The organism is Microbacterium sp. NPDC055683 (assembly GCF_053617895.1).
On record NZ_JBSHGQ010000034.1, the window covers coordinates 17,955 to 42,187 of the forward strand.

At 72.0% G+C, this 24,233-nt stretch carries 25 protein-coding genes and 1 pseudogene; 4 read left to right on the forward strand and 22 right to left on the reverse strand.

Translation table 11 applies throughout. From position 1 onward, the window contains the following. Positions 1-4: 4 nt before the first annotated feature. Positions 5-1,522: a GTPase HflX gene (gene hflX, locus ACWGPF_RS12910; protein WP_452333200.1), complete on the reverse strand. Its 1,518-nt coding sequence runs from the start codon at positions 1,520-1,522 to the stop codon at positions 5-7. Positions 1,523-1,663: 141 nt separating this feature from the next. Between hflX and ACWGPF_RS12915 the strand changes: the two genes are divergently transcribed. Continuing rightward, positions 1,664-2,302 (forward strand): class I SAM-dependent methyltransferase, encoded by a 639-nt coding sequence (locus ACWGPF_RS12915; RefSeq protein ID WP_452333201.1) that lies wholly within the window; start codon positions 1,664-1,666, stop codon positions 2,300-2,302. Here ACWGPF_RS12915 and ACWGPF_RS12920 read toward each other — a convergent pair. Continuing rightward, positions 2,208-3,191 carry a LysR family transcriptional regulator ArgP gene (locus ACWGPF_RS12920; RefSeq protein WP_452333202.1) on the reverse strand — a complete coding sequence of 328 codons (984 nt, stop codon included), beginning with the start codon at positions 3,189-3,191 and terminating at the stop codon, positions 2,208-2,210. The two genes, ACWGPF_RS12915 and ACWGPF_RS12920, sit on opposite strands and share 95 nt — an antisense overlap. Positions 3,192-3,267: 76 nt before the next feature. Between ACWGPF_RS12920 and ACWGPF_RS12925 the strand changes: the two genes are divergently transcribed. Further along, positions 3,268-3,948, forward strand: coding sequence for a LysE/ArgO family amino acid transporter (locus ACWGPF_RS12925; RefSeq protein WP_452333203.1), 681 nt, complete (start codon positions 3,268-3,270; stop codon positions 3,946-3,948). A gap of 2 nt (positions 3,949-3,950) precedes the next feature. On the opposite strand, the gene dapF is transcribed toward ACWGPF_RS12925, so the two are convergent. The 16 genes and pseudogenes from dapF to ACWGPF_RS13005 form a co-directional block, all read right to left on the reverse strand. Then, the gene (gene dapF / locus ACWGPF_RS12930; protein ID WP_452333204.1) at positions 3,951-4,823 is read right to left on the reverse strand and encodes a diaminopimelate epimerase; all 873 of its coding nucleotides are present in this window, start codon (positions 4,821-4,823) and stop codon (positions 3,951-3,953) included. A 77-nt stretch (positions 4,824-4,900) separates the two neighbouring features. Beyond that, positions 4,901-5,803, reverse strand: coding sequence for a tRNA (adenosine(37)-N6)-dimethylallyltransferase MiaA (gene miaA, locus ACWGPF_RS12935; RefSeq protein ID WP_452333205.1), 903 nt, complete (start codon positions 5,801-5,803; stop codon positions 4,901-4,903). After that, entirely contained in the window at positions 5,800-7,341 is a 1,542-nt protein-coding gene (gene miaB / locus ACWGPF_RS12940) for a tRNA (N6-isopentenyl adenosine(37)-C2)-methylthiotransferase MiaB (RefSeq protein ID WP_452333206.1), read from the reverse strand. Before miaB ends, miaA begins: the two co-directional genes overlap by 4 nt. A 48-nt stretch (positions 7,342-7,389) precedes the next feature. Further along, the gene (locus tag ACWGPF_RS12945) at positions 7,390-8,235 is read right to left on the reverse strand and encodes a regulatory protein RecX (protein ID WP_452333207.1); all 846 of its coding nucleotides are present in this window, start codon (positions 8,233-8,235) and stop codon (positions 7,390-7,392) included. A gap of 13 nt (positions 8,236-8,248) precedes the next feature. Beyond that, complete coding sequence (gene recA, locus ACWGPF_RS12950; RefSeq protein WP_452333208.1) at positions 8,249-9,304, reverse strand: recombinase RecA; 1,056 nt, start codon at positions 9,302-9,304, stop codon at positions 8,249-8,251. Between the two features lie 239 nt (positions 9,305-9,543). Continuing rightward, positions 9,544-9,762 (reverse strand): DUF3046 domain-containing protein, encoded by a 219-nt coding sequence (locus tag ACWGPF_RS12955; RefSeq protein WP_452333209.1) that lies wholly within the window; start codon positions 9,760-9,762, stop codon positions 9,544-9,546. Between the two features lie 5 nt (positions 9,763-9,767). Next, complete coding sequence (locus tag ACWGPF_RS12960) at positions 9,768-10,085, reverse strand: helix-turn-helix domain-containing protein (RefSeq protein WP_345439788.1); 318 nt, start codon at positions 10,083-10,085, stop codon at positions 9,768-9,770. 122 nt (positions 10,086-10,207) lie between these two features. Beyond that, positions 10,208-10,726: a CinA family protein gene (locus ACWGPF_RS12965; RefSeq protein WP_452333210.1), complete on the reverse strand. Its 519-nt coding sequence runs from the start codon at positions 10,724-10,726 to the stop codon at positions 10,208-10,210. Next, entirely contained in the window at positions 10,723-11,301 is a 579-nt protein-coding gene (pgsA, locus tag ACWGPF_RS12970) for a CDP-diacylglycerol--glycerol-3-phosphate 3-phosphatidyltransferase (protein ID WP_452333211.1), read from the reverse strand. The genes ACWGPF_RS12965 and pgsA overlap by 4 nt, the downstream gene beginning before the upstream one ends. Positions 11,302-11,324: 23 nt before the next feature. Continuing rightward, positions 11,325-14,141, reverse strand: coding sequence for a DNA translocase FtsK 4TM domain-containing protein (locus ACWGPF_RS12975; RefSeq protein WP_452333212.1), 2,817 nt, complete (start codon positions 14,139-14,141; stop codon positions 11,325-11,327). Positions 14,142-14,251: 110 nt separating this feature from the next. Further along, entirely contained in the window at positions 14,252-15,928 is a 1,677-nt protein-coding gene (locus tag ACWGPF_RS12980) for a ribonuclease J (RefSeq protein WP_452333213.1), read from the reverse strand. An 81-nt stretch (positions 15,929-16,009) separates the two neighbouring features. Next, positions 16,010-16,987 carry a 4-hydroxy-tetrahydrodipicolinate synthase gene (dapA, locus tag ACWGPF_RS12985; protein WP_452333214.1) on the reverse strand — a complete coding sequence of 326 codons (978 nt, stop codon included), beginning with the start codon at positions 16,985-16,987 and terminating at the stop codon, positions 16,010-16,012. A gap of 48 nt (positions 16,988-17,035) precedes the next feature. Next, on the reverse strand, positions 17,036-17,545 hold the full coding sequence (locus ACWGPF_RS12990; protein ID WP_452333215.1) for a dihydrofolate reductase: 510 nt from the start codon (positions 17,543-17,545) through the stop codon (positions 17,036-17,038). A 3-nt stretch (positions 17,546-17,548) separates the two neighbouring features. After that, positions 17,549-18,358 (reverse strand): thymidylate synthase, encoded by an 810-nt coding sequence (locus tag ACWGPF_RS12995; protein WP_452333216.1) that lies wholly within the window; start codon positions 18,356-18,358, stop codon positions 17,549-17,551. Positions 18,359-18,426: 68 nt separating this feature from the next. Next, positions 18,427-19,004 (reverse strand): annotated as a pseudogene (locus ACWGPF_RS13000) (DUF4395 domain-containing protein). Then, positions 18,997-19,434 (reverse strand): TlpA family protein disulfide reductase, encoded by a 438-nt coding sequence (locus ACWGPF_RS13005; protein WP_452333217.1) that lies wholly within the window; start codon positions 19,432-19,434, stop codon positions 18,997-18,999. Before ACWGPF_RS13005 ends, ACWGPF_RS13000 begins: the two are co-directional and overlap by 8 nt. 143 nt (positions 19,435-19,577) lie before the next feature. Between ACWGPF_RS13005 and ACWGPF_RS13010 the strand changes: the two genes are divergently transcribed. Continuing rightward, positions 19,578-20,000, forward strand: coding sequence for an OsmC family protein (locus tag ACWGPF_RS13010; protein ID WP_345439768.1), 423 nt, complete (start codon positions 19,578-19,580; stop codon positions 19,998-20,000). A 5-nt stretch (positions 20,001-20,005) separates the two neighbouring features. Then, a complete protein-coding gene (locus tag ACWGPF_RS13015; RefSeq protein ID WP_452333218.1) occupies positions 20,006-20,905 on the forward strand; it encodes a TIGR01777 family oxidoreductase in 900 nt (299 codons plus the stop codon). 25 nt (positions 20,906-20,930) lie between these two features. Here the strand turns inward: ACWGPF_RS13015 and ACWGPF_RS13020 are convergent, their stop codons facing one another. The 4 genes from ACWGPF_RS13020 to ACWGPF_RS13035 form a co-directional block, all read right to left on the reverse strand. Beyond that, positions 20,931-21,377 (reverse strand): hypothetical protein, encoded by a 447-nt coding sequence (locus tag ACWGPF_RS13020; RefSeq protein WP_452333219.1) that lies wholly within the window; start codon positions 21,375-21,377, stop codon positions 20,931-20,933. An 8-nt stretch (positions 21,378-21,385) separates the two neighbouring features. After that, positions 21,386-22,195, reverse strand: a complete 810-nt coding sequence (locus tag ACWGPF_RS13025; RefSeq protein ID WP_452333220.1) for a 4-hydroxy-tetrahydrodipicolinate reductase — start codon at positions 22,193-22,195, stop codon at positions 21,386-21,388. A 127-nt stretch (positions 22,196-22,322) separates the two neighbouring features. Further along, complete coding sequence (locus ACWGPF_RS13030) at positions 22,323-22,925, reverse strand: histidine phosphatase family protein (protein WP_452333221.1); 603 nt, start codon at positions 22,923-22,925, stop codon at positions 22,323-22,325. 108 nt (positions 22,926-23,033) lie between these two features. Beyond that, a complete protein-coding gene (locus ACWGPF_RS13035) occupies positions 23,034-24,101 on the reverse strand; it encodes an aldo/keto reductase (protein ID WP_452333222.1) in 1,068 nt (355 codons plus the stop codon). Positions 24,102-24,233: the final 132 nt, after the last annotated feature.

The following is a 24,233-nucleotide window of genomic DNA, read 5'->3' on the forward strand; positions in this document are numbered from 1 at the left end:
CGGGTCAGACCGCGTAGGGCGCGAGGTCGGCGGCGAGCCGCGGCGACACCCGCACGTGCACGCGCGTGCCGCCCTCCTCGTGATCCTGGGAGAGGAAGATCCCCGTCTCATGGATGGCCGACAGCAGATCACCGCGTCCGTAGGGAACGAGGGCGCGCACCTCGACGGCGGGAAGAGGCAGCGCCTCCTCCACGACGGCGCGGAGCTCGGCGATCCCCTCCCCCGTGCGGGAGGAGACGAACACCGCGTCCGGCTCGAGACCGCGCAGCACGAGGCGCGCGTCGTCGTCGATGAGATCGGCCTTGTTGAAGACCACGATCTCCCGGATGTCGCGGGCCCCGACATCCGCCATGACGTCGCGGACGGTCGCCAGCTGCCCGGCGGGATCGGGATGGTGGCCGTCGACGACGTGCACGATGACGTCGGCGTCGGCGACCTCCTCGAGCGTCGATCGGAACGCCTCGACGAGCTGATGCGGGAGGTTGCGGACGAAGCCGACGGTGTCGGCGAGCGTGAAGACGCGGCCGTCGGCGGTCTCGGTGCGGCGCACGGTCGCATCGAGCGTCGCGAACAGCGCGTTCTCGACGAGCACGCCCGCGCTCGTCAGCCGGTTGAGCAGCGACGATTTGCCGGCGTTGGTGTAGCCGGCGATGGCGACCGACGGCACCGTGTTTCGCTTGCGCTCGGAGCGCTTGGCGTCGCGCGCGGGGGCGAACTCCCGGATCTGCTTGCGCAGCTGCGCCATCCGCGTGCGGATGCGACGGCGGTCGAGCTCGATCTTCGTCTCTCCGGGGCCGCGCGAGCCCATGCCCGCGCCTCCCGCGCCGACCTGGCCGCCCGCCTGGCGGCTCATCGACTCGCCCCATCCGCGCAGGCGCGGCAGCAGGTACTCGAGCTGCGCGAGCTCGACCTGCGCCTTGCCCTCGCGCGTCTTGGCATGCTGGGCGAAGATGTCGAGGATCACGGCCGTGCGGTCGATGACCTTGACCTTGATGACGTCCTCCAGCGCGCGGCGCTGGCTGGGGGCGAGCTCGGTGTCGGCGATGACGGTGTCGGCGCCGACGGCCGCGACGATGTCCTTGAGTTCGTCGGCCTTGCCGCGCCCGATGTACGTCGCGGGGTCGGGGTGCGGCCTGCGCTGCAGCACGCCGTCGAGGACCGTCGACCCCGCCGTCTCCGCCAGCGCCGACAGCTCGCGGAGCGAGTTCTCGGCATCGGCGAGCGACCCCTGCGCGTAGACGCCCACGAGCACGACGTTCTCGAGGCGCAGCTGGCGGTACTCGACCTCCGTGACGTCCTCGAGCTCCGTCGAGAGCCCCGCGACGCGGCGCAGCGCGTGCCGGGCCTCGAGATCCCACTGCTCGCCGTCGGTCGTCGATCCGTCGGCCGTCGACTCCGCCTGGAGCGCCTGCGCGGCTCCGAAGATGCGGACGCCCGAGCGCGACTCCGCGCGGGAGAGCACGCGATCGACCGGGTCCGTCTGCGGATCGGCCTGCACGTCGGACGGGGTCGTGTCGGTCAAAGGGTGCCTCTCGTCGGGTGCGCCAGCGGTGCGCGGGCGTCGAGCCCTCCAGGATACCCGGTCGGGCGTGTCGCGGGGGCGGCGCCTGCCCCGCCGTCGGGGCTTCGCCTCGAGTCCGCTCCTCGGGTAATCTCGTTCCCCATGGGGGATCACTACTTCAGTGCGAATCCCTCCGCTCCCGAGCAGCTCCGTCGCATCCGCGTGTCCCTGGCGGATCGCGACGTCGAGGTCACCACGGCGGGCGGGGTGTTCAGCCCGGGTCATGTCGACGCGGGCACCGCGGTGCTGCTCGCACACGCCCCGGCTCCCCCGCCGGGAGGGGACTTCCTCGACCTCGGATGCGGCTGGGGGCCGCTCTCCCTCGCGCTCGCGATGCAGTCTCCTCGTGCACGCGTCTGGGCCGTCGACGTCAACGAGCGCGCGCTCGACCTCGTCCGGCGCAACGCCGAGGAGCTCGGGCTGGACAACGTCGTCGCGGCACGGCCGCACGAGGTGCCCGACGACGTCGCCTTCCGGACGCTCTGGTCGAACCCGCCCATCCGCGTCGGGAAGGCCGTGCTCCACGAGCTCATGGAGACGTGGCTCCCCCGCCTCGCCCCCCGCAGCGACGCCTACCTCGTGGTGCAGCGCAACCTCGGGTCGGACTCGCTGCACCGGTGGCTCGAGAGCACCCTGGAACCGGACTTCAGCGTGCACCGCCACGCGACGTCGAAGGGCTTCCGCCTCCTGAAGGTGCGACGGCACGGATCGCCTCCGACGGGGCCCGTCCCGACCGCCTAGGACGTTCGGGCGGCAGGGCGGCGCGCGCCGCGGCGACGACGGCTTCGCGGATGGCGATGAGCGCCGGCGAGCGCAGGTTCCACTGCTGCCAGTGGAGCGGTACGCGGAGTCGGGGCTCCCCGAGCAGCACCAGCAGGCCTGCGTCGAGAGCGGGCTTCGCCTGCAGCGGAGGCAGCATCCCCCATCCGAGCCCGAGGCGGACGGCCGCCGCATAGTCCTCCGACGCCGGCACGTAGTGCCTCGGCGGGAGGGCGGGATCGGCTCCCTGCTCACGCAGCCACGCGGACTGGATGTCGTCCGCCCGGTCGAAGTCGATCGCGGGCGCCTGCTCGAGGGAGCGCGCGGTGACGCCGTCCGGCATCCACCGCGCGACGAAGGCGGGCGTCGCCACGGCGTCGTAGAAGGTGTCTCCGAGCGGCGTCACCGTGCAACCCGCGATCGGCTCGCTCTGCGACGTCACGGCGGCCATGACCGTCCCCGCTTCGAGAAGCGCCGCCGTGCGGTCCTCGTCCTCGCGGTGCAGCTCGAAGGTCACGTCGTGCGTGCGGCTGACGGGCTCGAGCGCCGGCAGCAGCCACGTCGCGAGCGAGTCGGCGTTCACCGCGATGGGAACGCTGAGCCGACCCGGGCCGTCGAGTCCCAGGGCGATCGCCGCGTCGTGCGCGAGCAGCCCGTACTGCCGGGCCATCCGGACGACCACGGCGCCCGACTCCGTCGCGCGCGCGGGCTTCGAGCGGACGATGAGCACGCGCCCGAGCTGGCCCTCGAGCGTGCGGAGGCGCTGACTCACCGCCGACGGCGTGATGCGCAGCGTCCGCGCGGCGCCGTCGAGGCTGCCGGCGTCGACGATGGCGGCGACGGTCTCCGCGAGTTCGGGGGCGATCTTCATTAGCTCAGCTTACGCAGGGTGAGAATCAGAAGATCTGCTTTCCCGAATCGACGTGACCGGCGTAGCGTCGCCTGCTGTGATCACCGCTCTCCTCGCCGGCCTCGGACTCTGCCTCTCGCTCATCATCGCCCCCGGCGCGCAGAACGTGTTCCTCCTCAAGATGGGCATCCGGCGCGAGCACGCGATCGCCCTCGCGGTGACGTGCTTCGCGAGCGACATCCTGCTCATCGGCGCGGGCGTGGCGGGGTTCGGCGTGGTCGTCGAGCACCTGCCGTGGCTCTTCCAGGCCGTCAAGTGGGCGGGGGTCGTCTTCCTCGCCGGCTACGCCCTGTCCGCGGGGTGGCGCGCCGTCCGGCCGCGCGGTTCCGCGATCGAGGTCGCGGCGGATGCGCCGGCACCCGCTGCGAGGGAGACGGCGACGGGCGGCGGCACCGCGACGGCCGTGATCGCGCGCCCCGTCACGACGACGCGGACCCTCCTGCCGGCCATCCTGTCGTGCCTCGCGATCACGTGGCTCAATCCGCACACCTACCTCGACACCGTGCTGCTGCTGGGATCGATCTCCGCGAGCTACGGAGACGCGCGCTGGATGTTCGGACTCGGCGCGGTGCTCGGCAGCGCCCTGTGGTTCGCCTTCCTCACGGCGCTCGCGCGCGTCGCGGCGCGCTGGCTGCGGTCGCCCCGCTCGTGGCGGATCCTCGACGGATCCATCGCCGTCGTCATGCTCGCACTCGCGGCGAGCCTCGCGCTCGCCTGACGTCAGGCGAGCGCGACAGACCCCGAGAAGACGAGGGTCGCCGGTCCGGAGAGCGCGACGTGCTCGCCTTCCTCCGTGGGGAGCATGCGCACGCCGAGCGTGCCTCCCGGGACCTCGACGCGCCAGATGTCGGGCGCGCCGGCTCCGGCCCAGTCGCGCACGGCGAGAGCGGCCGCCGCGGTGCCCGTTCCGCACGAGAGCGTCTCACCCACGCCGCGTTCGAAGACGCGCATGCGGAGCCGTCCGATCCCGTCGTGGACGCCCTGGGGGACGACGAACTCGATGTTCGCGCCGTGCGGCGGGACGGGGTCGATGAGGGGCTGGACCGTGAGGTCGAGCCCGTCGAGCTCCTCCTCCGATGCGAGCGCCACGACGATGTGGGGATTTCCCACATCGATGCCGAGGCCGGGTCGGGCGACGGGCAGCCCCTTCGCCCGGACCAGCGGGTCGCCCGGCTCCGCACGCCAGCGCCCGAGATCGACCTGGAAGCCGTTCTCGCTGCGGATGATGTCCTTCACCCCGGCTCGCGTTCCGATCGGCAGGGTGCTCCCGGGCGGCAGGTCTGCGAGGCCGGTCTCCAGCAGGTAGCGCGCGAACACGCGCGTGCCGTTGCCGCACATCTCGGCACGGGAGCCGTCGGCGTTGCGGTAGTCCATGAACCACTCGGCGCCGGGCTCCTCGGCGAGAGCCGCCGCTCCCTCCGGGAGGTGTGCCGAGCGGACGACGCGCAGCAGCCCGTCGGCGCCGATGCCGAACCGCCTGTCGCAGAGCGCCGCGACCTGCTCGTCCGCGAGGTCGAGCTCGCCATCGGGGTCGGCGACGATGACGAAGTCGTTGCCCGTGCCGTGCCCCTTGGTGAACTGGATCTCCGCCATGGCCCCAGTCTAGGGGCGCGGCCCCGGCGCCGGTCCGCGGCCCAGAGGAGGACGGACGGTCGGAGTAGGCCGGACGGTCAGAGCAGGCCGGACAGGTCGGGAGCCTCCGCGTCCAGCCAGGTGACGCCCTCGTAGCGACGGAACCACGAGACCTGCCGGCGGGCGTACCGGCGCGTCAGCGCCTGCGTCTCGGCCACGGCCTCATCCCGCGACTTCTCGCCGGAGAGCTGCGCGAGGGCCTGCGCGTAGCCGATGGCGCGGCTCGCCGTGACCCCGCGCTCGAGGCCGCGCTCGCGCAGCGCCGCCGTCTCGTCGAGCATGCCGTCGGCCCACATCCGCTCGACGCGCGCGTCGAGGCGGGCGACGAGCGCAGCACGGTCGAGGGCGAGCCCGATGATCGTCGCCGCCCGCCAGTGCACCGGCGCCTCGGGCAGGGCCGCACCGTGGGTCGACTCCCCTTGGGCCAGCACCTCGAGAGCGCGCACCAGTCGTCGTGCGTTGCGCGGGTCGACGCGCGCCGCGGCCTCGGGGTCCGCGCGGCGCAGCCGGTCGTGGAGCACACCGGGTCCGAGCGCGTCGAGCTCCGCCTCGAGGCGCGCACGCAGGGCGGGGTCGCGCGGCGGGAAGCGGAAGTCGAACAGCACGCTCGAGACGTAGAGGCCCGAGCCGCCGACGAGCACGGCATCGCGTCCGCGCGCGAGGACGGCGTCGATCGCCGCGCGCGCCTCGCTCTGGTAGCGCGCGACCGCCGCTTCCTCCGTCACGTCGAGGACGTCGAGGAGATGGTGCGGGACGCCGCGGCGCTCGGCGATGCCGAGCTTCGCCGTTCCGATGTCCATGCCTCGATAGAGCTGCATGGCGTCGGCATTGACGATCTCGGCCCCTCCGACCGCGTCCGCGATCGCGAGCGACAGGTCGCTCTTGCCCGTTCCCGTGGCGCCGACGACGGCCCACAGACGCGGTGGGCGCGCCGCGATCACACGCCGACGCGGATGGTCGGAAGACCCAGTCGCACCGCACCGGGAACAGCGCCCGGGGCCGGGACCGCACACGACTCCGCCTGCGAGCGGTCCCACGCGTCGCCGGCGCGCGTGCGACGGATCCGCAGCGGAGCACCGTCGGCGCTGTCGGCCAGGAGGTGGAACGGAGCGGCGTGCGTCACCTCGACCGTCACGACGTCGCCCGGGCGCGGGCGCGGGGACCCGGCCGGGAGTTCGAAGTGCACGAGGCGGTTGTCCTCCGCGCGCCCCGTCAGACGGTGCGTCTCGGCGTCCTTCTTCCCCTCGCCGGTCGACACGAGCACCTCGAGCGACCGCCCCAGCTGCTTCCGGTTCTCCTCGAGCGAGATCCGCTCCTGGAGGGCGATGAGACGGTTGTACCGCTCCTGCACGACCTCCTTCGGCACCTGATCGGGCATGGTGGCGGCCGGCGTCCCCTCGCGGATGGAGTACTGGAACGTGAAGGCGTTGGCGAACCGCGCCTCCTCGACGACGCGCAGGGTGTCCTCGAAGTCGGCGTCGGTCTCTCCGGGGAAGCCGACGATGATGTCGGTCGAGATCGCCGCGTCCGGCATGCGCTCTCGGACGCGGTCGAGGATGCCGAGGAACTTCGCGCTGCGATAGGAGCGTCGCATGCGCTTGAGGACGTCGTCGCTGCCCGACTGCAGCGGCATGTGCAGCTGCGGCATGACGGCCGGCGTCTCCGCCATGGCGGCGATGACGTCGTCCGTGAAGGCTGCGGGGTGCGGGCTCGTGAAGCGGATGCGCTCGAGCCCGTCGATCTCGCCTGCCGCGCGGAGCAGCTTGCCGAAGGCCTCGCGGTCGCCGAACTCGACGCCGTAGGTGTTGACGTTCTGCCCCAGCAGGGTGACCTCGATCGCACCGTCCTCGACGAGGAGGCGGATCTCGCTGAGGATGTCCCCGGGCCGGCGGTCCTTCTCCTTGCCGCGGAGGCTCGGGACGATGCAGAACGTGCAGGTGTTGTTGCATCCGACGGAGATCGACACCCACCCCGAGTAGGTCGAGTCGCGCTTCGTGGGGAGCGTCGAGGGGAAGACCTCGAGCGCCTCGAGGATCTCGAGCTCCGCCTCGCCGTTGTGGCGCGAGCGCTCGAGCAGCTCGGGAAGGGAGCCCATGTTGTGCGTGCCGAAGACGACGTCGACCCAGGGCGCCTTGTCGAGGACGGCCTGCTGGTCCATCTGCGCGAGGCATCCGCCCACGGCGATCTGCATGCCGTCGTGGACGTCCTTGCGCGACTTCAGGTGCCCGAGGGTGCCGTAGAGCTTGCCCGACGCGTTCTCGCGCACGGCGCACGTGTTGATGACGACGAGGTCGGCGTCCTCCCCCGGCGCGGCCTTGACGTATCCCGCGCTCTCGAGCGAGCCCGACAGCCGCTCAGAGTCGTGCACGTTCATCTGGCACCCGAAGGTGCGGACCTCGTACGAACGGGCGCGGCCGTCGGCGTCGAAGGCGGCCTCGGAGGGCGCGATGAGGGTCGGGGCGCTGGATGGCATAGTCATGACCCCGTCATTCTACGTTCCGGCGGCGCGAGCGCATCGGGCATCCGCTCAGCGGAACCGGACGCCGCCGCCCCCGCGCCGCGCCTCGTCGAGGGCGGTGCGCGCCGCCGTCATCGCGAGCCCGCCGCCGAACCCTCGACGGGCCAGCTGCCCGACGAGCCGGCGCACGGCGGTGTCGTCGTCGAAGCGCACGAGCGAGGCCGCCTTGCCGCGCGCGAACTCGAGCGCACGCTCCCTGTCGTCGTCGGGAAGACCCTCGAGGGCCGCATCGACCGTGTCGCGCGCGATCCCGCGAGACGCGAGCGCCTGCGCGATCGCCCTGCGCCCCTGGTTCTTCCGCGAGACGCCGATGTGCACGAGCTGTTCTGCGAGGGCGGCGTCGTCGAGTGCGCCGATCCGGCTGAGGCGCTGGACGACGTCTTCGACCGCCTCCTCGGCGACGCCCTCCCTGCGCAGGCGGGATCGCGCCTCGCTCTCCGACAGCGATCGTGAGCGGAGCGCCTTCACGAGGCGCTCTTCGGCCGCCGCGGCGACGTCCGTCGGGACCTCGCCGTCGCGGCCGGCCGCACCCTCCGAATCGTCGCCTCCCTCCGGCAGCTCGACGAACCGCACGCCGTCACGGACGGTCGTCGTCACGGCCGGCGCCGGGGCGAGGCGGCGCTCGCCGGAACCGAGATCGCGCCAGGTCGTGTGCCAGCCCTCGCCGTCGGGTGCTGGCGACGCCCCGCCGTCGCCCGCATCTCCGTCCGAGACCGGACGGCCGGCCGCGGGATGCCCGCCCGCTGCGGTGTCCCGGTCGTGCACGGCCGGTGTCCGCCGCGTCGGATGGGCCGCCTGGCTCCCGCCGAACAGCGGGATGACGGGAGCCAGGCCTTCGCCGTGATCGTCGCTCATCGAGCGGCGCCGATCACGCCGATCGGCGGACCGGCTCGACGGCCGGTGCGCCCTCCGCCTGCGCAGCGGGACGCGGGCCGATACCGAGCTTGTCCTTGATCTTGCCCTCGATCTCGAGCGCGACATCCGCATTCTGGATGAGGAAGTTGCGGGCGTTCTCCTTGCCCTGACCGAGCTGGTCACCGTCGTACGTGTACCACGAGCCCGACTTCTTCACGATGCCGTGCTCGACGCCGAAGTCGATGAGGCTGCCCTCGCGCGAGATGCCGACGCCGTAGAGGATGTCGAACTCCGCCTGCTTGAACGGCGGCGCCATCTTGTTCTTGACGACCTTGACCCTGGTGCGGTTGCCGACGGCCTCCGCGCCGTCCTTGAGCGTCTCGATGCGCCGGATGTCGAGACGGACGGAGGCATAGAACTTCAGCGCCTTGCCGCCAGCGGTGGTCTCGGGCGAGCCGAAGAACACGCCGATCTTCTCGCGCAGCTGGTTGATGAAGATGGCCGTCGTCTTCGTCTGGTTGAGCCCGCCGGTGATCTTGCGGAGCGCCTGCGACATGAGGCGCGCCTGCAGGCCGACGTGAGAGTCGCCCATCTCCCCCTCGATCTCGGCGCGGGGCACGAGCGCGGCGACGGAGTCGATGACGACGAGGTCGATCGCCCCGGAGCGGATGAGCATGTCGGCGATCTCGAGGGCCTGCTCACCCGTGTCGGGCTGAGAGACGAGGAGCTGGTCGATGTCGACGCCCAGCTTCTGCGCGTAGTCGGGGTCGAGCGCGTGCTCCGCATCGATGAATGCCGCGATGCCGCCCGCGCGCTGCGTGTTCGCGATCGCGTGGAGGGTGAGCGTCGTCTTTCCCGAGGACTCCGGGCCGTAGATCTCGACGATGCGGCCTCGGGGGATGCCGCCGACGCCGAGCGCGACGTCGAGGGCGATCGAGCCCGTCGGGATCACCTCCACGGGCGCCCGCTCGTCGCTGCCCAGTCGCATGACCGAGCCCTTGCCGAACTGCTTGTCGATCTGCGCGAGGGCCGACTCCAGGGCCTTCTCGCGGTCTGCTGCTGCGGGCATGTGCCGCTCCTTCTCCACTCGTGTTCCGCCGCCTGTAGGCTGCCGCGCACCCGAGGGTGCTGCGGCAAGGCGCGTGGCTCATCCGCCGCATCCCACGCTAGGAGGGACCACCGACATCGTCGGAGGCGAACCCATCCCGGGGAGAGACGAGGCCGGAGAACCGCGTTGTGGACGAGACTACGCGCGCCTCGAACGGATTTTCGACGACACGCCGTTCGGAGATGCGGGAGGATCGAACGTCAGCGCCGCGGAGCGAGAGTGCCGACGCCGTATCGCCGCTCGGCAGGCACGTCCATCTCGGCGCACAGCGACGCCCAGATCTCGCCCGGGGCGACGCCGGCGTCCAGGGCCTCGCGCGCCGTCCTCCCGATTCCCGGGAGCACGAGGTCCGAGACGAGAGAGGACGCGCTGCCGCCGAACTCGGCGTCGACGGCGCGCAGGAACTCGCTGCGGCGCATCCGATTCAGCGCAGCGACAGCTCGGGCTCGACCTCGGCGATGAGCTCGTCGGGGACGACATCGGGGAAGGCGGAGGGGACCTCGATGCCCTCGAGCACGGCGATCCGATCGCCCACCGTGCGGTAGATCGTGGAGATGGGCACGTCGAGCGCGTCGGCGACCGAGGCGAGGATCTCGCTCGACGCCTCCTTCTGCCCGCGCTCGACCTCGCTGAGGTACCCGAGCGCCACACTCGCCTTGCTCGCGACCTGACGGAGGGTCTGGCCCTTCTGCTGACGGAAGCTGCGCAGCACGTCGCCGATCTCTTGACGAACCAGGATCATGATCTCCCCTCCCCACTCCGAGCCGATTGCCGGGTGCACCAGAGTACAACACCGGTGAGACCAATCTAATCCCCACAGCCTGGGGGTGGACGCGGAACACCCCTGGAATCACCCGATCGCGGTCAGGCGAGCTCGGCGACGGCGAGATCGAGCGCGGCGAGCACCGCCTGCGCCCGGATCGACGTGCGGTCGCCGTCGAAGACATGGGAGGCGACGGAGACGCTCTCAGGCGTCGAGACCGCCACGTGCACCGTTCCCACGGGCTGGCCGTCGGGCGAGGCCGGACCGGCGATGCCCGTCGTCGAGATCCCGACGAGCGCGTCCTCGTCCGCCAGGGCGAGGACGCGGCGGATCCCCGACGCCATCTGCCGGGCGACGTCGGGATGGACGGCGCCGTGCTCCTCGAGGAGCGCCGCGTCGACGCCGAGCACGGTCCGCTTGACGGCGGTGTCGTACGCCACGACTCCGCCCCGCATCCACTGCGACGACCCGGGGATCTCGACGATCGCCGAGGCGAGCAGACCGCCGGTGAGCGACTCCGCCGTGCCGATCGACCATCTGCGCGCGGCGAGCCGGCGGAGCAGCTCCTGCGCCACAGCGGAGGTCATGGTGCCGCCCGGCGCGCGTTCCTGCTCGGTCACGCCTTCTCGCTCCGCGCACCGCGCACCTGCGCGATCACGTAGTCGACGCCGCTCGCCACCGTCAGGACGAGGACGATCCACATGAGCACGGCCGTGACGACCTCGAAGACCGGCACTCCCACGAGCAGCCAGATCGGCAGGAGCGCCCAGGACAGGGCCACGCCCTGGAACGCCGTCTTGATCTTGCCCATCCAGGCGGCGGCCACGACATGCTGCTTCGCCACCGCGAAGCGGTGAACCGTGATCCCCCACTCGCGGACGAGGATGATGACGACCATCCACCACGCCATCTCGCCGAGCACGGCGAGGCCGACGAACGCGGCGCCCGTCAGCAGCTTGTCGGCGATGGGATCCCACAGCTTGCCGAAGTCGCTCACGATGTCGAACCGCCGGGCGAGGTACCCGTCGACCCAGTCGGTGGAGATCGCCACGACGAAGAGCACGGCGGCGGTCCACCTCAAGGGGAGCGACTGATCCCCCAGATGCCCCGCCACGAGCAGGAGGACGAGGAAGAGGATCGCGAGCGGGATGCGCGCGACCGTGATCGCGTTGGGGAGCTGCCGGGGGATGCCCATGGTGCCAGTCTGTCAGCCGGCCGTCAGTAGCGCGGCTCGTCGCGACCGGTGAGAGTCCAGGCGTCTTCGGACTCCGACTCGTCGACCTCCTCGCGACCGGCGAACTGCGCCTCGATGGGATCGTCGGCGTAGCGGTCGTCCGCCGACGGGTCGTCGATCCGGGGAGCCGGCGCCTCGTCGTCGGCGTCCGCCGACGTGGGTGCGGAGCCGGCCGGGGGCTCGTCGCCCCGCAGCTTCGCGAGGACCCCCGGCAGCTGCTCCGGCGTCACGAGCACGTCGCGCGCCTTGGAGCCCTCCGAGGGACCGACGATCTCACGCGACTCGAGCAGGTCCATGAGACGCCCCGCCTTGGCGAAGCCCACGCGCAGCTTCCGCTGCAGCATCGAGGTCGACCCGAACTGGCTCGTCACGATGAGCTCCGCCGCGGCGAGGAGGAGCTCGAGGTCGTCGCCGATGTCCTCGTCGACCTCCTTCTTCTTCGGCTCCATCGCGTCGGCCACATCCGAGCGGTACTCGGGACGAGCCTGCCCTGTGACGTGCGCGACGACCTTCTCGATCTCGTCCTCGGTGACCCACGCGCCCTGCACGCGCAGCGGCTTCGACGAGCCCATCGGGGAGAACAGCGCGTCGCCCTGTCCGATCAGCTTGTCGGCGCCGCCCTCGTCGAGGATCACGCGGCTGTCGGTGACGCTCGTCACCGCGAACGCGAGCCGCGACGGCACGTTGGCCTTGATGAGACCCGTCACGACGTTGACGGACGGACGCTGCGTCGCGAGCACGAGGTGGATGCCGGCGGCACGAGCGAGCTGCGTGATGCGCACGATCGAGTCCTCGACGTCGCGAGGGGCGACCATCATGAGGTCGGCGAGCTCGTCGACCACGACGAGCAGGTACGGGTAGGGCTTGAGCACCCGTTCGCTGCCCACGGGGAGGTCGACCTCCCCGCGCGCGAGCGCGGCGTTGAAGTCGTCGACATGGCGGAACCCGAACGACGCGAGGTCGTCGTACCGCATGTCCATCTCCTTCACGACCCACTGCAGCGCCTCCGCCGCCTTCTTCGGGCTCGTGATGATGGGGGTGATGAGGTGCGGGACGCCCGCGTAGTTCGTCAGCTCCACGCGCTTCGGGTCGACGAGCACCATGCGCACCTCGCTGGGCTTCGCGCGCATGAGGATGCTCGTGATCATCGAGTTGATGAAGCTCGACTTCCCCGATCCGGTCGAGCCCGCGACGAGGAGGTGCGGCATCTTCGCGAGGTTCGCCACGACGAACCCGCCGCCCACGTCCTTGCCGACGCCCACCGTGAGCGGATGGCCCGACTTCTGCGCCGCGGCGGAGCGCAGGACGTCGCCGAGCGCGACCGTCTCGCGGTCGGTGTTCGGGATCTCGATGCCGATGGCGCTCTTGCCGGGGATGGGCGCCAGGATGCGCACGTCGTTCGAGGCGACGGCGTAGGAGATGTTGCTCTGCAGCTGCGTGATGCGCTCGACGCGCACGCCGGGCGCGAGCTCGATCTCGTACTGCGTGACCGTCGGCCCGCGCGAGAACCCGGTCACCTTCGCGTCGACCTTGAACTCGGCGAGGACGCGCGTCAGCTGCTCGACGATGCGGTCGTTCGCCTCGCTGCGCGCGACCGACGGCGGTCCGGACGACAGAGCGGCGGGCGACGGCAGCACGTAGGGGATCGCCGGCGGCTGAGGGCCGCGGCCTCCCGGGCCCTCCGTGCCGAAGCCCGTGAAGCCGGGCAGCTCCTCCTCGGCGTCGTCGAGGTCGTCGCCGTCGCCCACGAGGCCCGTGCGCGCCTCGTCCGCGCGGAGGCCGGCGACCACCGCGTCGCTCAGCACCTCGGTGACCGCGTCGTGGGCCGCCGGCTGCTCGGCCGTGACGATGGCCTGCTCGTAGCCGCGGTCGCCCTGCTCGGTGAGCAGCTCGGTGAGGTCCTGCGGCTCCGACACGACGTCGGGATCCTCTTCGCGGCCGGACTTGTTGCGCCGCCACCACGGCAGCGACGCCGCGTCCTCGTCGCCCTCGGCGTCGCCGAGCACCTCGGTCGGGGCGGTCTCCCCCTTCGCCGCCTTGCGCTCGGCCTTCTGCTCCGGCGTCAGGCGCTCGGCGTCGAACATCCAGACGTAGAGGTCGCCGAGACGCTGGACGATGCGGTTCGGGGGCGTCTTCGTGATGATGAGCACGCTCAGCACGGCGAGCAGGGACAGGACGATGTAGGCGCCGACCTCGGTGATGAGGAACGCCATCGCCTCCGCGATGAGCCAGCCGAAGAGACCGCCCGCCTCGCTCAGCGCCGGCATCCCCTGGACGGGCTTCGGGCGTCCTCCCGCGACGTGGAGGAAACCCGCGATCGTGACGACGAGCATCCCGAATCCGATGCCCAGGCGGCCGTTGTCGTTCACCGACGACGGATGGCGGAACAGCCAGCCCGCGAGGATGAGCAGGAGGACGGGGAACACGAACGCCGTCCGCCCGATCAGCCCGCCGAAGGTGAACGCGCTGATGTTCGACGCGACGTCGTCGCCGATGAGGAACCACTCGACGACGGCCCCCGCCACGGCGAGGAGCACGAGCAGCAGCGGGAAGCCGTCGCGACGCTGGTCCTTCTCGAGGGCCTCGGGTCCGAACGCGCGGAACAGTCCCCCGACGGCTCGCGCCAGGCCGTTCCAGGCGCGCACGGGGAGCGCGTCGCGATCGGCCTCGTCGGCGTAGCGCTTCGGGGCGGGGTCCGCCGCCTTCTTGCGCGAGCGCGGGGACACCGCGGCCTCCTCCTTGGAGGTCGCGCGGCTGCTCCGGGATCCCGGAGTCTTGGGCGCGGCGGACGTACGTGGCATTGCTCCACGGTACGTCGTGCCTCCGACATCCGCCGGGAGCGACCCGGGGCCGAGGCGGATTCCCCGCCCCGGCCCCGGTCACGATCCGGTCTCGAGCCGGCTCGTGCGCGTCACGCCTCGATGACGAGGGGGACGATCATCGGGCGGCGGCGGAGCGACTGGTTCACCCAGCGGCCGATCGTCCGGCGCACCGTCTGCGACAGCGCATGGTTGTCGCGCACGCCCTTCTGGGCCGCCTCCTCCAGGGCCGCGACGATCTTGGGCTTGACCTTGTCGAAGACGCGGTCGTCCTCCGCGATGCCGCGCGCATGGATCTCGGGGCCCGTGATGATCTTGCCCGTCTGCGAGTCCACGACGATAATGACCGAGACGAAGCCCTCCTCGCCCAGCGTGCGGCGGTCCTTGAGGTCGGCGTCGGTGATGGCGCCCACACTCGACCCGTCGACGTACACGAAGCCGAGGTCGAGCTGGCCGGCCACGCGGGCGACGCCGTCCTTGAGATCGATGATCGTCCCGTTCGAGCCGATGATGGTGCGCTCGGCGGGGATGCCGGTGTCCTGGGCGAGCTTGGCGCTCGCCATCAGGTGCCGGTACTCGCCGTGGACGGGGAGCACGTTGCGCGGCTTGAGGATGTTGTAGCAGTAGAGCAGCTCGCCCGCCGCGGCGTGACCGGAGACGTGCACCTTGGCGTTCGCCTTGTGCACGACGTTGGCGCCGAGCTTGGTGAGGCCGTCGATGACGCGGTACACGGCGTTCTCGTTGCCGGGGATGAGGCTCGAGGCGAGGATCACCGTGTCGCCGGGACCCGGCTCGATCTCGTGATCGAGGTTGGCCATCCGGCTCAGGACGGCCATCGGCTCGCCCTGCGACCCCGTCGACATGTAGACGATCTTGCTGTCCGGGATGTCGCGCGCCTTCTTGTAGTCGACGAGCACGCCGTCCGGCACGTTGAGGTAGCCGAGGTCGGCGGCGATCGTCATGTTGCGCACCATCGATCGCCCGAGGAGCGCCACGCGACGGCCGTTCGCGGCGGCGGCGTCGAGCACCTGCTGAACGCGGTGCACGTGGCTCGAGAAGCTCGCCACGATGACGCGGCCCGTCGTCTTCGAGATGACCTGGTCGAGCACGGGGCCGATCTGGCGCTCCTGCGGCGTGAAGCCGGGGACGTCGGCGTTCGTCGAGTCGGGGAGGAACAGGTCGATGCCCTCCTCGCCCAGGCGGGCGAAGGCCCGCAGGTCGGTGAGGCGGCCGTCGAGCGGCAGCTGGTCCATCTTGAAGTCGCCCGTGTGCAGCACGAGGCCGGCCCCCGTCCGCACCGCGACGGCGAGCGCGTCGGGGATGGAGTGGTTGACCGCGACGAACTCCATCTCGAACGCGCCGGTCTCCCACGTCTCGCCCTCTTGCACGACGTGCGAGACGGGCGTGATGCGGTGCTCCTTGAGCTTCGCCGCGACGAGCGCCAGAGTGAGCGCCGAGCCGAAGAGCGGGATGTCGGGCCGCAGCCTGAGGAGGTACGGCACGGCGCCGATGTGGTCCTCGTGCCCGTGCGTCAGCACGAGGCCCGCGATGTCGTCGAGCCGGCCCTTGAGCGGCTCCATGTCGGGGAGGATGAGGTCGACGCCCGGCTGGTGCTCCTCGGGGAAGAGCACGCCGCAGTCGACGATGAGGATCTCGCCGTCGTACTCGTACGTCGTCATGTTGCGCCCGACCTCGCCGAGTCCGCCCAGGGGCGTGACACGCAGGGTTCCTGGTGCGAGGTCGGCAGGTTCGGAGACCGGTGTGGACATGGTCCGCCTTCCGGGATGCCCCACGGCATCCGGTTCGTCGTATTCGGTGTTGTCGCGACGACCGGTGCCGCCGCGGAAGCGTCAGCGCGTCGTGCCGGCGATCTTCGGCAGCGCCCCGCCCGCCGCCGCGTTGCGGTCGGGGCGGAAGTTGGAGAAGTCGACGCCGTCGACGTCCTTCACGAGGGCGAGCTCGTCCTCGATGATCGCGGCCTCCCAATCCTCCGGCCCCACGAGGGGAAGGCGGACGCGGGGGCTGGAGATGCGGCCGAGGCCGTGCAGGACGTACTTGGCCGCGACGGTGCCGGGCACATGCGTCATGACGGCGCGCACGAGCGGCTCGAGCTTCTTGTGCTGCGCGGTCGCGGCGGCGAGGTCGCCGCGGTTGACGGCGTCCACGATGGTCCGGTACGGGCCGGAGACGATGTTGGCCGTCACGCCGATGAGGCCCGTGGCGCCGATCGCGAGCGACGGCAGCACGTTGGCGTCGTCGCCGGAGAAGTACAGCAGATCGGTCTGGTTGAGCACGCGGCTCACCTCGCTCAGGTCGCCCTTGGCGTCCTTCACGGCGAGGATGTTCGGGTGCTTGGCGAGGCGCAGGATCGTCTCGTACTTGAGCGGGATGCCCGTGCGGCCGGGGATGTCGTACATGATGACCGGCAGATCGGTCGAGTCGGCGATGAGCCGGAAGTGCGTGAGCACGCCGGCCTGCGTCGGCTTGTTGTAGTACGGCGTGACGATCATGATGCCGTCGGCGCCGGCCTTCTCGCTCTTCTGGTAGAGGTCGATGGCGTGGGCGGTCTCGTTCGACCCGCCGCCCGTGATGATCTTCGCGCGACCTGCGGCGACGTCCTTGCCGACCTCGACGAGGCGGAGCTTCTCGGGGTCCGTGAGCGTCGACGTCTCGCCCGTCGTGCCGGTCACGACGATGCCGTCCGCACCCTGCTGGATGCACGCGTCGATGTGCTTCTCGACGCCGGGCCAGTCGACCTCGCCGTCGGCCGTCATCGGGGTGACGAGCGCGACGAGAACCTGTCCGAACGGGTTGCCCTGGTGCGTCATGGCATCAAGGTTATCGTCTCGCGGCGCCGCTCCTCCGCAGGGTGGCCGTCAGAGCGGGCGACGGTACACGAGGAAGCGGTACCTGGTGCCCGTGCGGCTCTCCAGCCACGCGCTCCGATCGGCGGGCTCGGAGCGCACCACCTCCCACGTCTCGTCGATGTCCGGCGCGTACGCGTCGCCCTCGGCGTCGACGTCGACCTCGGTGACCCAGAGCTCGTCGGCGATGTCCATCGCCTGCGCGTAGATCTCGGCGCCGCCGATGATCCACACCTCGTCGTCGCTCCGCTCGGCGGCGTGCACGGCCTCCTCGAGGGAGTGGACGACCTCGGCGCCGTCGGCCTGGAACGCGGCGTCGCGCGTGACGACGATGTTGGTGCGGTCGGGCAGCGGTCGGAAGCGCTCGGGGAACGACAGCCATGTCTTCCGGCCCATCACGACGGGCAGCCCCGTGGTGGCGCGCCGGAAGTAGGCCATGTCCTCGGGGAGCTGCCACAGCATGCCGCCGTCGGCGCCGATGGCTCCCGTCCGCGACTGCGCCCAGATCGAGCGGATGGTCACGGCTCAGACCGCCACGGCGGCGCGGATGGCCGGATGATGGCGGTAGTCGTCCACGACGAAATCGTCGTACTCGTAGTCGAAGATGCTCTCGGGCGTGCGGGCGAAGCGGAGCGCGGGGTACGGGTACGGGTCGCGCGCGAGCTGCTCCGCGACCTGCTCGCGGTGGTTGTCGTAGATGTGGCAGTCGCCTCCCGTCCAGACGAAGTCACCGGGCTCGAGGCCCGTCTGCTGCGCGACCATGAGGGTGAGCAGGGCGTAGGAGGCGATGTTGAACGGCACCCCGAGGAAGAGGTCGGCGCTGCGCTGGTAGAGCTGGCAGCTGAGCCGCCCGTCGGCGACGTAGAACTGGAAGAGCGCGTGGCACGGCGGAAGCGCCATGTCGTCGACCTCCGCCGGGTTCCATGCCGTGACGATGTGGCGGCGGCTGTCGGGATTCGCCTTCAGCTGCGCGACGACCTTCGCGATCTGGTCGATGCTCTCGCCCGTCGGCGTCGGCCACGAGCGCCACTGCACCCCGTACACGGGACCGAGCTCACCGTCGTCGTCGGCCCACTCGTCCCAGATCGAGACGCCGTGCTCCTGCAGCCAGCGCACGTTCGACGACCCGCGCAGGAACCACAGCAGCTCGTACGCGACCGACTTGAAGTGCACGCGCTTCGTCGTGATGAGAGGGAACCCCGCGCTCAGGTCGTACCGGAGCTGACGGCCGAAGACGCTCGTCGTGCCCGTCCCCGTGCGGTCGTCCTTGTGCGTGCCGTTCGCGAGCACGTCGCGCAGGAGATCTTCGTAGGGGGTCGGGATGGCGCCGCTCATGCCCTCAAGGCTAGCCCGGATGGCGCCGCGCCGGCTCGGTCCGTGGGCGTCGCCCCGCCGACGTCCGCTCAGGCCGCCCGCTCGCGGCCGACGACGCCGGCGCGCTGCAGGAGGAGGTAGATCTGGCAGCCGAGGCAGAACCCGAACGCGGCGTTGAGGAAGGCCGCCACGAAGGCGGCTGCCGCCGCGATGGGCAGCGCCCAGGGCACCCCTGCGAGGTGCAGCACGAGCCCGATGCCCGTGACGAGAAGGCCGACGCCCTGTGCGAATCGCGGAGGGCGTGGGTCCTCGAGCTCGCTCGGCGGTGCGAGACGGGGCGGACGACGGCGCGGAACAGCGCGCCCCAGGGCGCCGTGCGCGGTGAGAGCACGCTCCACAGGAAGAGCAGCGCGACGACGAGCACCGCGAGGAAACCGGGATCGGCCGCACGCTCGGCGACGGACGCGCGCGTGAGCACGGAGAGGTCGCCCAGCGTGAACTGCGCGTTCGCGAGCGGCTGATACGCGAACCATCCGAACGACGCGCTCACGGTGCCCGTCGCGTTGCCGATGAACGCGAGGAACGTCGCGACGAGCAGGAGCGCGCTCGTGATGGCGGCCGCGAAGCGCGGTCCGCGCGGATCGATTCCGGCGGGAGCGTCAGACATGCGTGATCCCCTCGAGGGCGTCGAGCTCGCGCGCGACGGTATGGCGGGCGGGGGCGCCCGCGATGCGGGCGCGGGGGACGCCGTGCGCGTCGAGCACGAGCGTCGTGGGCGTCTGGAGCACCCGGAACCGCTGGGCGATGTCGGGCCGGTGCGTGAGGTCCACGTCGACGTGGACGACGCCCTCCCGCTCCCCCGCGACCTCGGAGAGGAGACGGCGCACGGCAGGGCAGCGCGCGCACAGCTCCGTGCTGAACTGCACGAGCGTCGCGCGCCCGCCGAACGCGTCCCCCGGGAGGGCCAGCGCCGACGGCTCGACGGCGCCCGCGTGCACGGCGCGGGCGCGGCCATCCCGCCGGCGCAGCACGATGCCCGCGATCGTCGCCGCGACGACGATCGCGGCGAGCACGAGCAGCGCGGCGATCGGGGACATCGCCTCCACGGTAGGCCCGTGCGGGGCGCCCGGGGCCGAGGTGGCGGAATATGACATGGCGGCGGCACGCGCAAGCCGTTCCCCGGCGCGAGCCGCGCGGATAGGCTGGCCGCGACCATCCGCCCCCGACCCGGAGGACCGACATGACCGTCACGAGCGAAGCCAGCACCGCGTGGAGCGGAACCCTCTTCGAGGGATCGGGGACCGTCTCCTTCTCCTCGGGGATCGGCGCGTTCCCCGTGAACTGGAAGGCCCGCAGCGAGGGCTCGGACAGCACCACGACCCCGGAGGAGCTCATCGCGGCCGCGCATTCGTCGTGCTTCAGCATGGCGCTCTCGAACGCGCTGGCCGAGAACGGCACCCCGCCCGAGCGCATCGACACGACCGCGTCGGTGACCTTCAAGCCCGGCACGGGCATCACGGGCAGCCACCTCAACGTCGACGCCGTCGTCCCCGGGCTCGACGCGGAGCGATTCCAGGAGATCGCGGAGGGGGCCAAGGCGGGCTGCCCCGTGTCACAGGCCCTCGCGGGCATCGAGATCTCCCTCGAAGCCACGCTCTCCTGACCGCGATGACCGCCGAGCCGCTCGCCCGGGTCGTCGTCGCGGGGTCGTCCGGGCTCATCGGCCGCGCTCTCGTCGATGCGCTCCGGGCCGACGGCACGGCCGTCACGCGCCTCGTGCGCCGCACGCCCACCGCGCCCGACGAGGTCAGATGGCTCGACGCGCCGAGCCTCGACCCGGCCGTGCTCGACGGCGCTGACGCCGTCGTCAACCTCTGCGGCGCGAGCGTCGGACGCCTGCCGTGGACCGCGGGCTACCGCCGCGAGCTCGCCGCGTCGCGGCTGACGCCCACGCGCGTGCTCGCGCGCGCGGTGTCGCACCTCGACCGGCCGCCCCTCCTCGTGTCGGCGAGCGCGTCGGGCTACTACGGCTCCGCGCCGGGGCGGTCCCTCGACGAGTGCTCCGCGCCGGGTGACGGGTTCCTCGCACGGCTCTGCGTCGACTGGGAGGAGGCGGCACGCGAGGCCGGCGACCGGGTCGCCCTGCTCCGCACGGCGCCCCTCGTCCATCCCGCCGCCCTCTTGAAGCCGCTCGTGCCCCTCACGAGGGCCGGCGTCGCGGGTCCGCTGGGGTCGGGGCGCCAGATCTGGGCGTGGATCTCACTCGAGGACGAGGTGCGCGCCATCCGGCACGTGCTCGCCCACCGTCTCACCGGACCCGTGAACCTCGCCGGCCCCTCCGCCACCAGCGCATCCGAGCTCGTCTGCGCGCTCGCGCGGCGCCTCGGACGTCCGTTCCTCGTGCCGGCTCCGGCGTGGGCGCTGCGCGCGCTGCTCGGGCGCGACTTCGCCGACGCGATGCTGCTCGCCGACGCCGACGTCGCACCGAGCGCCCTGCGGGCGAGCGGGTTCTCGTTCGTGCACGACACCGTCGAGGCCGCGATCGCCGCGGCGGTGCCGGCGCGCTGAGCCGACCCCAGGCAGGCGGTCGGGCTCAGACGGCCTCTGCGCGTTCGCGGCGGATGGCCTCGCGCACGGCGGAGCGGGCGCGCTTCGTGTCGCCCGCTGCCGAGTAGGCCAGGCTGAGGCGGTACCACGCGCGCCAGTCGGCCTCGTCCGCCTCGACCTGGGCGCGGTACACGGGGAAGAGCGCGTCGCCGTCGGCGCGCGTCGGGCGGCCGCTCGGCGACGTCTCGACGGCCTCGGTCGGCAGGCCCCCCTCGCTCTCGAGCCGGCGCGCGAGACGCTCGGCTCGCCATCCGAACCACAGCTCGCGACCGAGCGCCCAGAGCGCGATGAGCGGGAGGACGATCATGGCCGCGCCCATGACGACGAGCACGGGCTCGCCCTCGCCGACGCCCGCGACGAGCGCGGCCACGGCGCGCTGGCCGACGACGAGGATGTAGAGGAGGAGGAGCGCGGCCATCACGGCCACGCCCACGCGGAGCCTCACGCGCCCGTCGCCCGCGCCGCCTGGCCGCCGGGCGTCGAGCCGTCGTCGACAGGCGCCGACACGGAGGTGCGGGGCACGCCGATGCCGATGTCGATGAAGCTCTCGAGGCCCACGACGACGCCCGTCGCGGCGAGCGCGGCCGGCACCGCGATGCGGATGCCCGGCGCGTACGCGGCCGCCGGCTCGACCGTGTCGTGCACGACCGTGAGCGACTCCCCGGGGCCTGAGAGGACGACCTCCTGCCGCGCGATGACGCCGGGGCGCCGGAGGGAGTGGACGGGCACGCTCGCGACCTGCTGCCCTCGCGCCCGCTGGTCCGCGAAGGGCGCCTCCACGGGCGTGCGGCGGGAGGCGGCGACGAGCTCGGCGGTGCGGACGGCCGTACCGCTCGGCGAGTCGATCTTCGTGTCGCGGTGCGCCTCGATGATCTCCGCGAACGGGAAGAAGGGCGCCGCTGCGGCGGCGAGCGCCGTGCCCAGCACCGAGCCGAGCGAGAAGTTCGGGATGAAGACCGCGGCCGTCCCCGCCTCGGCGACGACGGGGCGGATGAGCGCGATGCGCTCCGCCGACCATCCGCTCGTTCCGACGAGGACGTTGAGCCCGCGTGCCGCGGCCGCCCGCACCACGTCGATGCTCGCCGCCGGAGTCGAGGCGTCGACGACGAGGTCGGCGCCGTCGAGCTCGGACAGGTCGCTGCGCGAGCCGAGCACGGCCGCGACCTCGAAGCCCTCCATGTCGTCGACGACCTCGCGGATGATGCCTCCGAGCTTGCCGGTACCGCCGACGAGGGCCACGCGTGTCGTCATGCTCCCATCCTAGGCCGGCCCGCGATTCGGACCGGCGGGACGGATGTCGTCCCCCGCGGCCGACACGCGCACACCCGCCCCAGCCATCCGAATCCCGGGACAGGGGCACCGCGACCACCGCGGCGGCTCAGACCGGAGGGGTCTCCGGGAGGCCGGTGCGGAGCTCGAACGGCAGGTGCGCGAGATCGTTGTGCGAGATGAGGTTCCAGGGCCGGCCCTGCTTCTGCGCGATGATCGTGAGCCCGCAGTTCGCCTGGTTGAGGGTCATCCACCGCCAGTCGGGGGCGCCGAGCACCTCCCGCACGAACCACGCGATGACGAAGTTGTGCGTGATGATCAGCTCGTGCACGTCGCCGTTCTTGCGGACGAGGAACTCCGTCATGGCGTCGGCCATCTGCGCGCGGCCCGCCTCGATCTCCTCGTCGGTGATGGCGCCGAAGAACGGCTCGAACACCGCGGGGGTCTCATCCGTCATCCCCGTCGGCACGCAGTCGAACAGGAGAGCGTGCGGCTGGGGGTCGACAGCGGGCATGCGCTCCGCGACGATGCGCGCCGTCTCCGCAGCCCGGGCGAGGGGCGAGTGCCAGACGGCGTCGAACGGCACACCGGAGAGCCGGTCGGCGAGCAGCGACGCCTGGCGCTCGCCGCGCGGCGAGAGCGGACCGTCCTCGAGCCCATGCTCAGCATGCTGGTGCTCGCCGTGGCGGACGAGGTAGATGTAGTGCGTCATCCGACCCCCTCTTCGACCGCACCGTGGCCCGCATGGCGCGGGCCTCATCCACCCTATGTCACCCCCGCGGGCCGCCCGCCGCCCGTTACGCCGAACGCGGAATCCGGCTCAGTCGACGGCCCTCGCGAGGTCGGCGCGGTGCGCGCGCCCGAGCCGCACGCCGACGCCCCGTACGAGCTCGTCGACGTGCGACGCCGTGAACGCGTTCACGATCGGCGCGACGACGCCGTGCTGCGCCAGCAGCCACGCGACGGCGACGGCGGCGTGCGGAAGCTCCAGCTCCCCCGCCACGACGTCGAGCGCCTTGAGGGCCCTCGCCCCGCGCCGGTTCATGAGCTTCGACAGCTGCGCGGCGCGCACGGAGTGCCCGATGCCGAGCCGGCTGCGGTGCATCCCCGACAGGAACCCGTGCTCGAGCGCGTGCGACGGCGTCACGGCGAGTCCCTGCGCACCCGCGACGAACCGCATGTCCCCCTCGTACTCGTCGCGGCGCATGAGGTTGTAGGGGACGTCGACCGCCTCGATGCGGGGGTATCCGGCCGAGCTCAGGATGCGCGCCTCGACGAGCTGCTCGGGGGTGAGCCCGTAGGCTCCGATCGCGCGGACCTTGCCCTTCTCGACGAGCCATTCGGCCGTCGCGAGCGCGTCTTCGAGCGAGCCGAGCGGAAAGCTCGAGGCATCCAGGTAGAGCAGGTCGATGCGATCGCTCGCGAGCCGTTCCAGCGACGCCTCGACGGCTCGGACGAGGTTGACCGATCCGAGCCCGGGGTTGTCGGGATGGGCACCGACGCGCACGGCGAACACGATGTCGTCGCGGACGCCGCGAGACGCCGCCCACTGGCCGAGGATGAACTCGCTCCGGCCGGCGCCGAACCGATCGGAGGTGTGGAGCGCGTTGCCGCCGAGCTCCGCGTAGCGGTCGAGCACGGCGAACGCGGCGGCCCGGTCGATGTTCCACCCGAACTCGGCGCCGCCGAGCATGAGCGGGAAGACCGAGAGGTCGGAGCCCCCGACCGCGGCGCGCACCCCGGCCCCGACCCCCGGCCCCTGCGTCGGCAGAGGCGCGGACGGGTGCGCCCCGACCGTCTGGATCGCCTGGGTGGCGACGTCGAGGTGGGCGCGCGCGTCGGAGGGGCCGTGCGCCCCGACCCGCTCATGCGGCGACCCAGGTTCCATGTCGCTCCTCGTGGGGTGCGACGGAGCCGCCCATCCCCTCCCCCATTGAAGCGGATGGCCGCGGCGGACCCGGCCGGCACGCCATAACGCTTTCATCACACCGGGTGCACGAAGGGCCGGTCGCGCATGCGC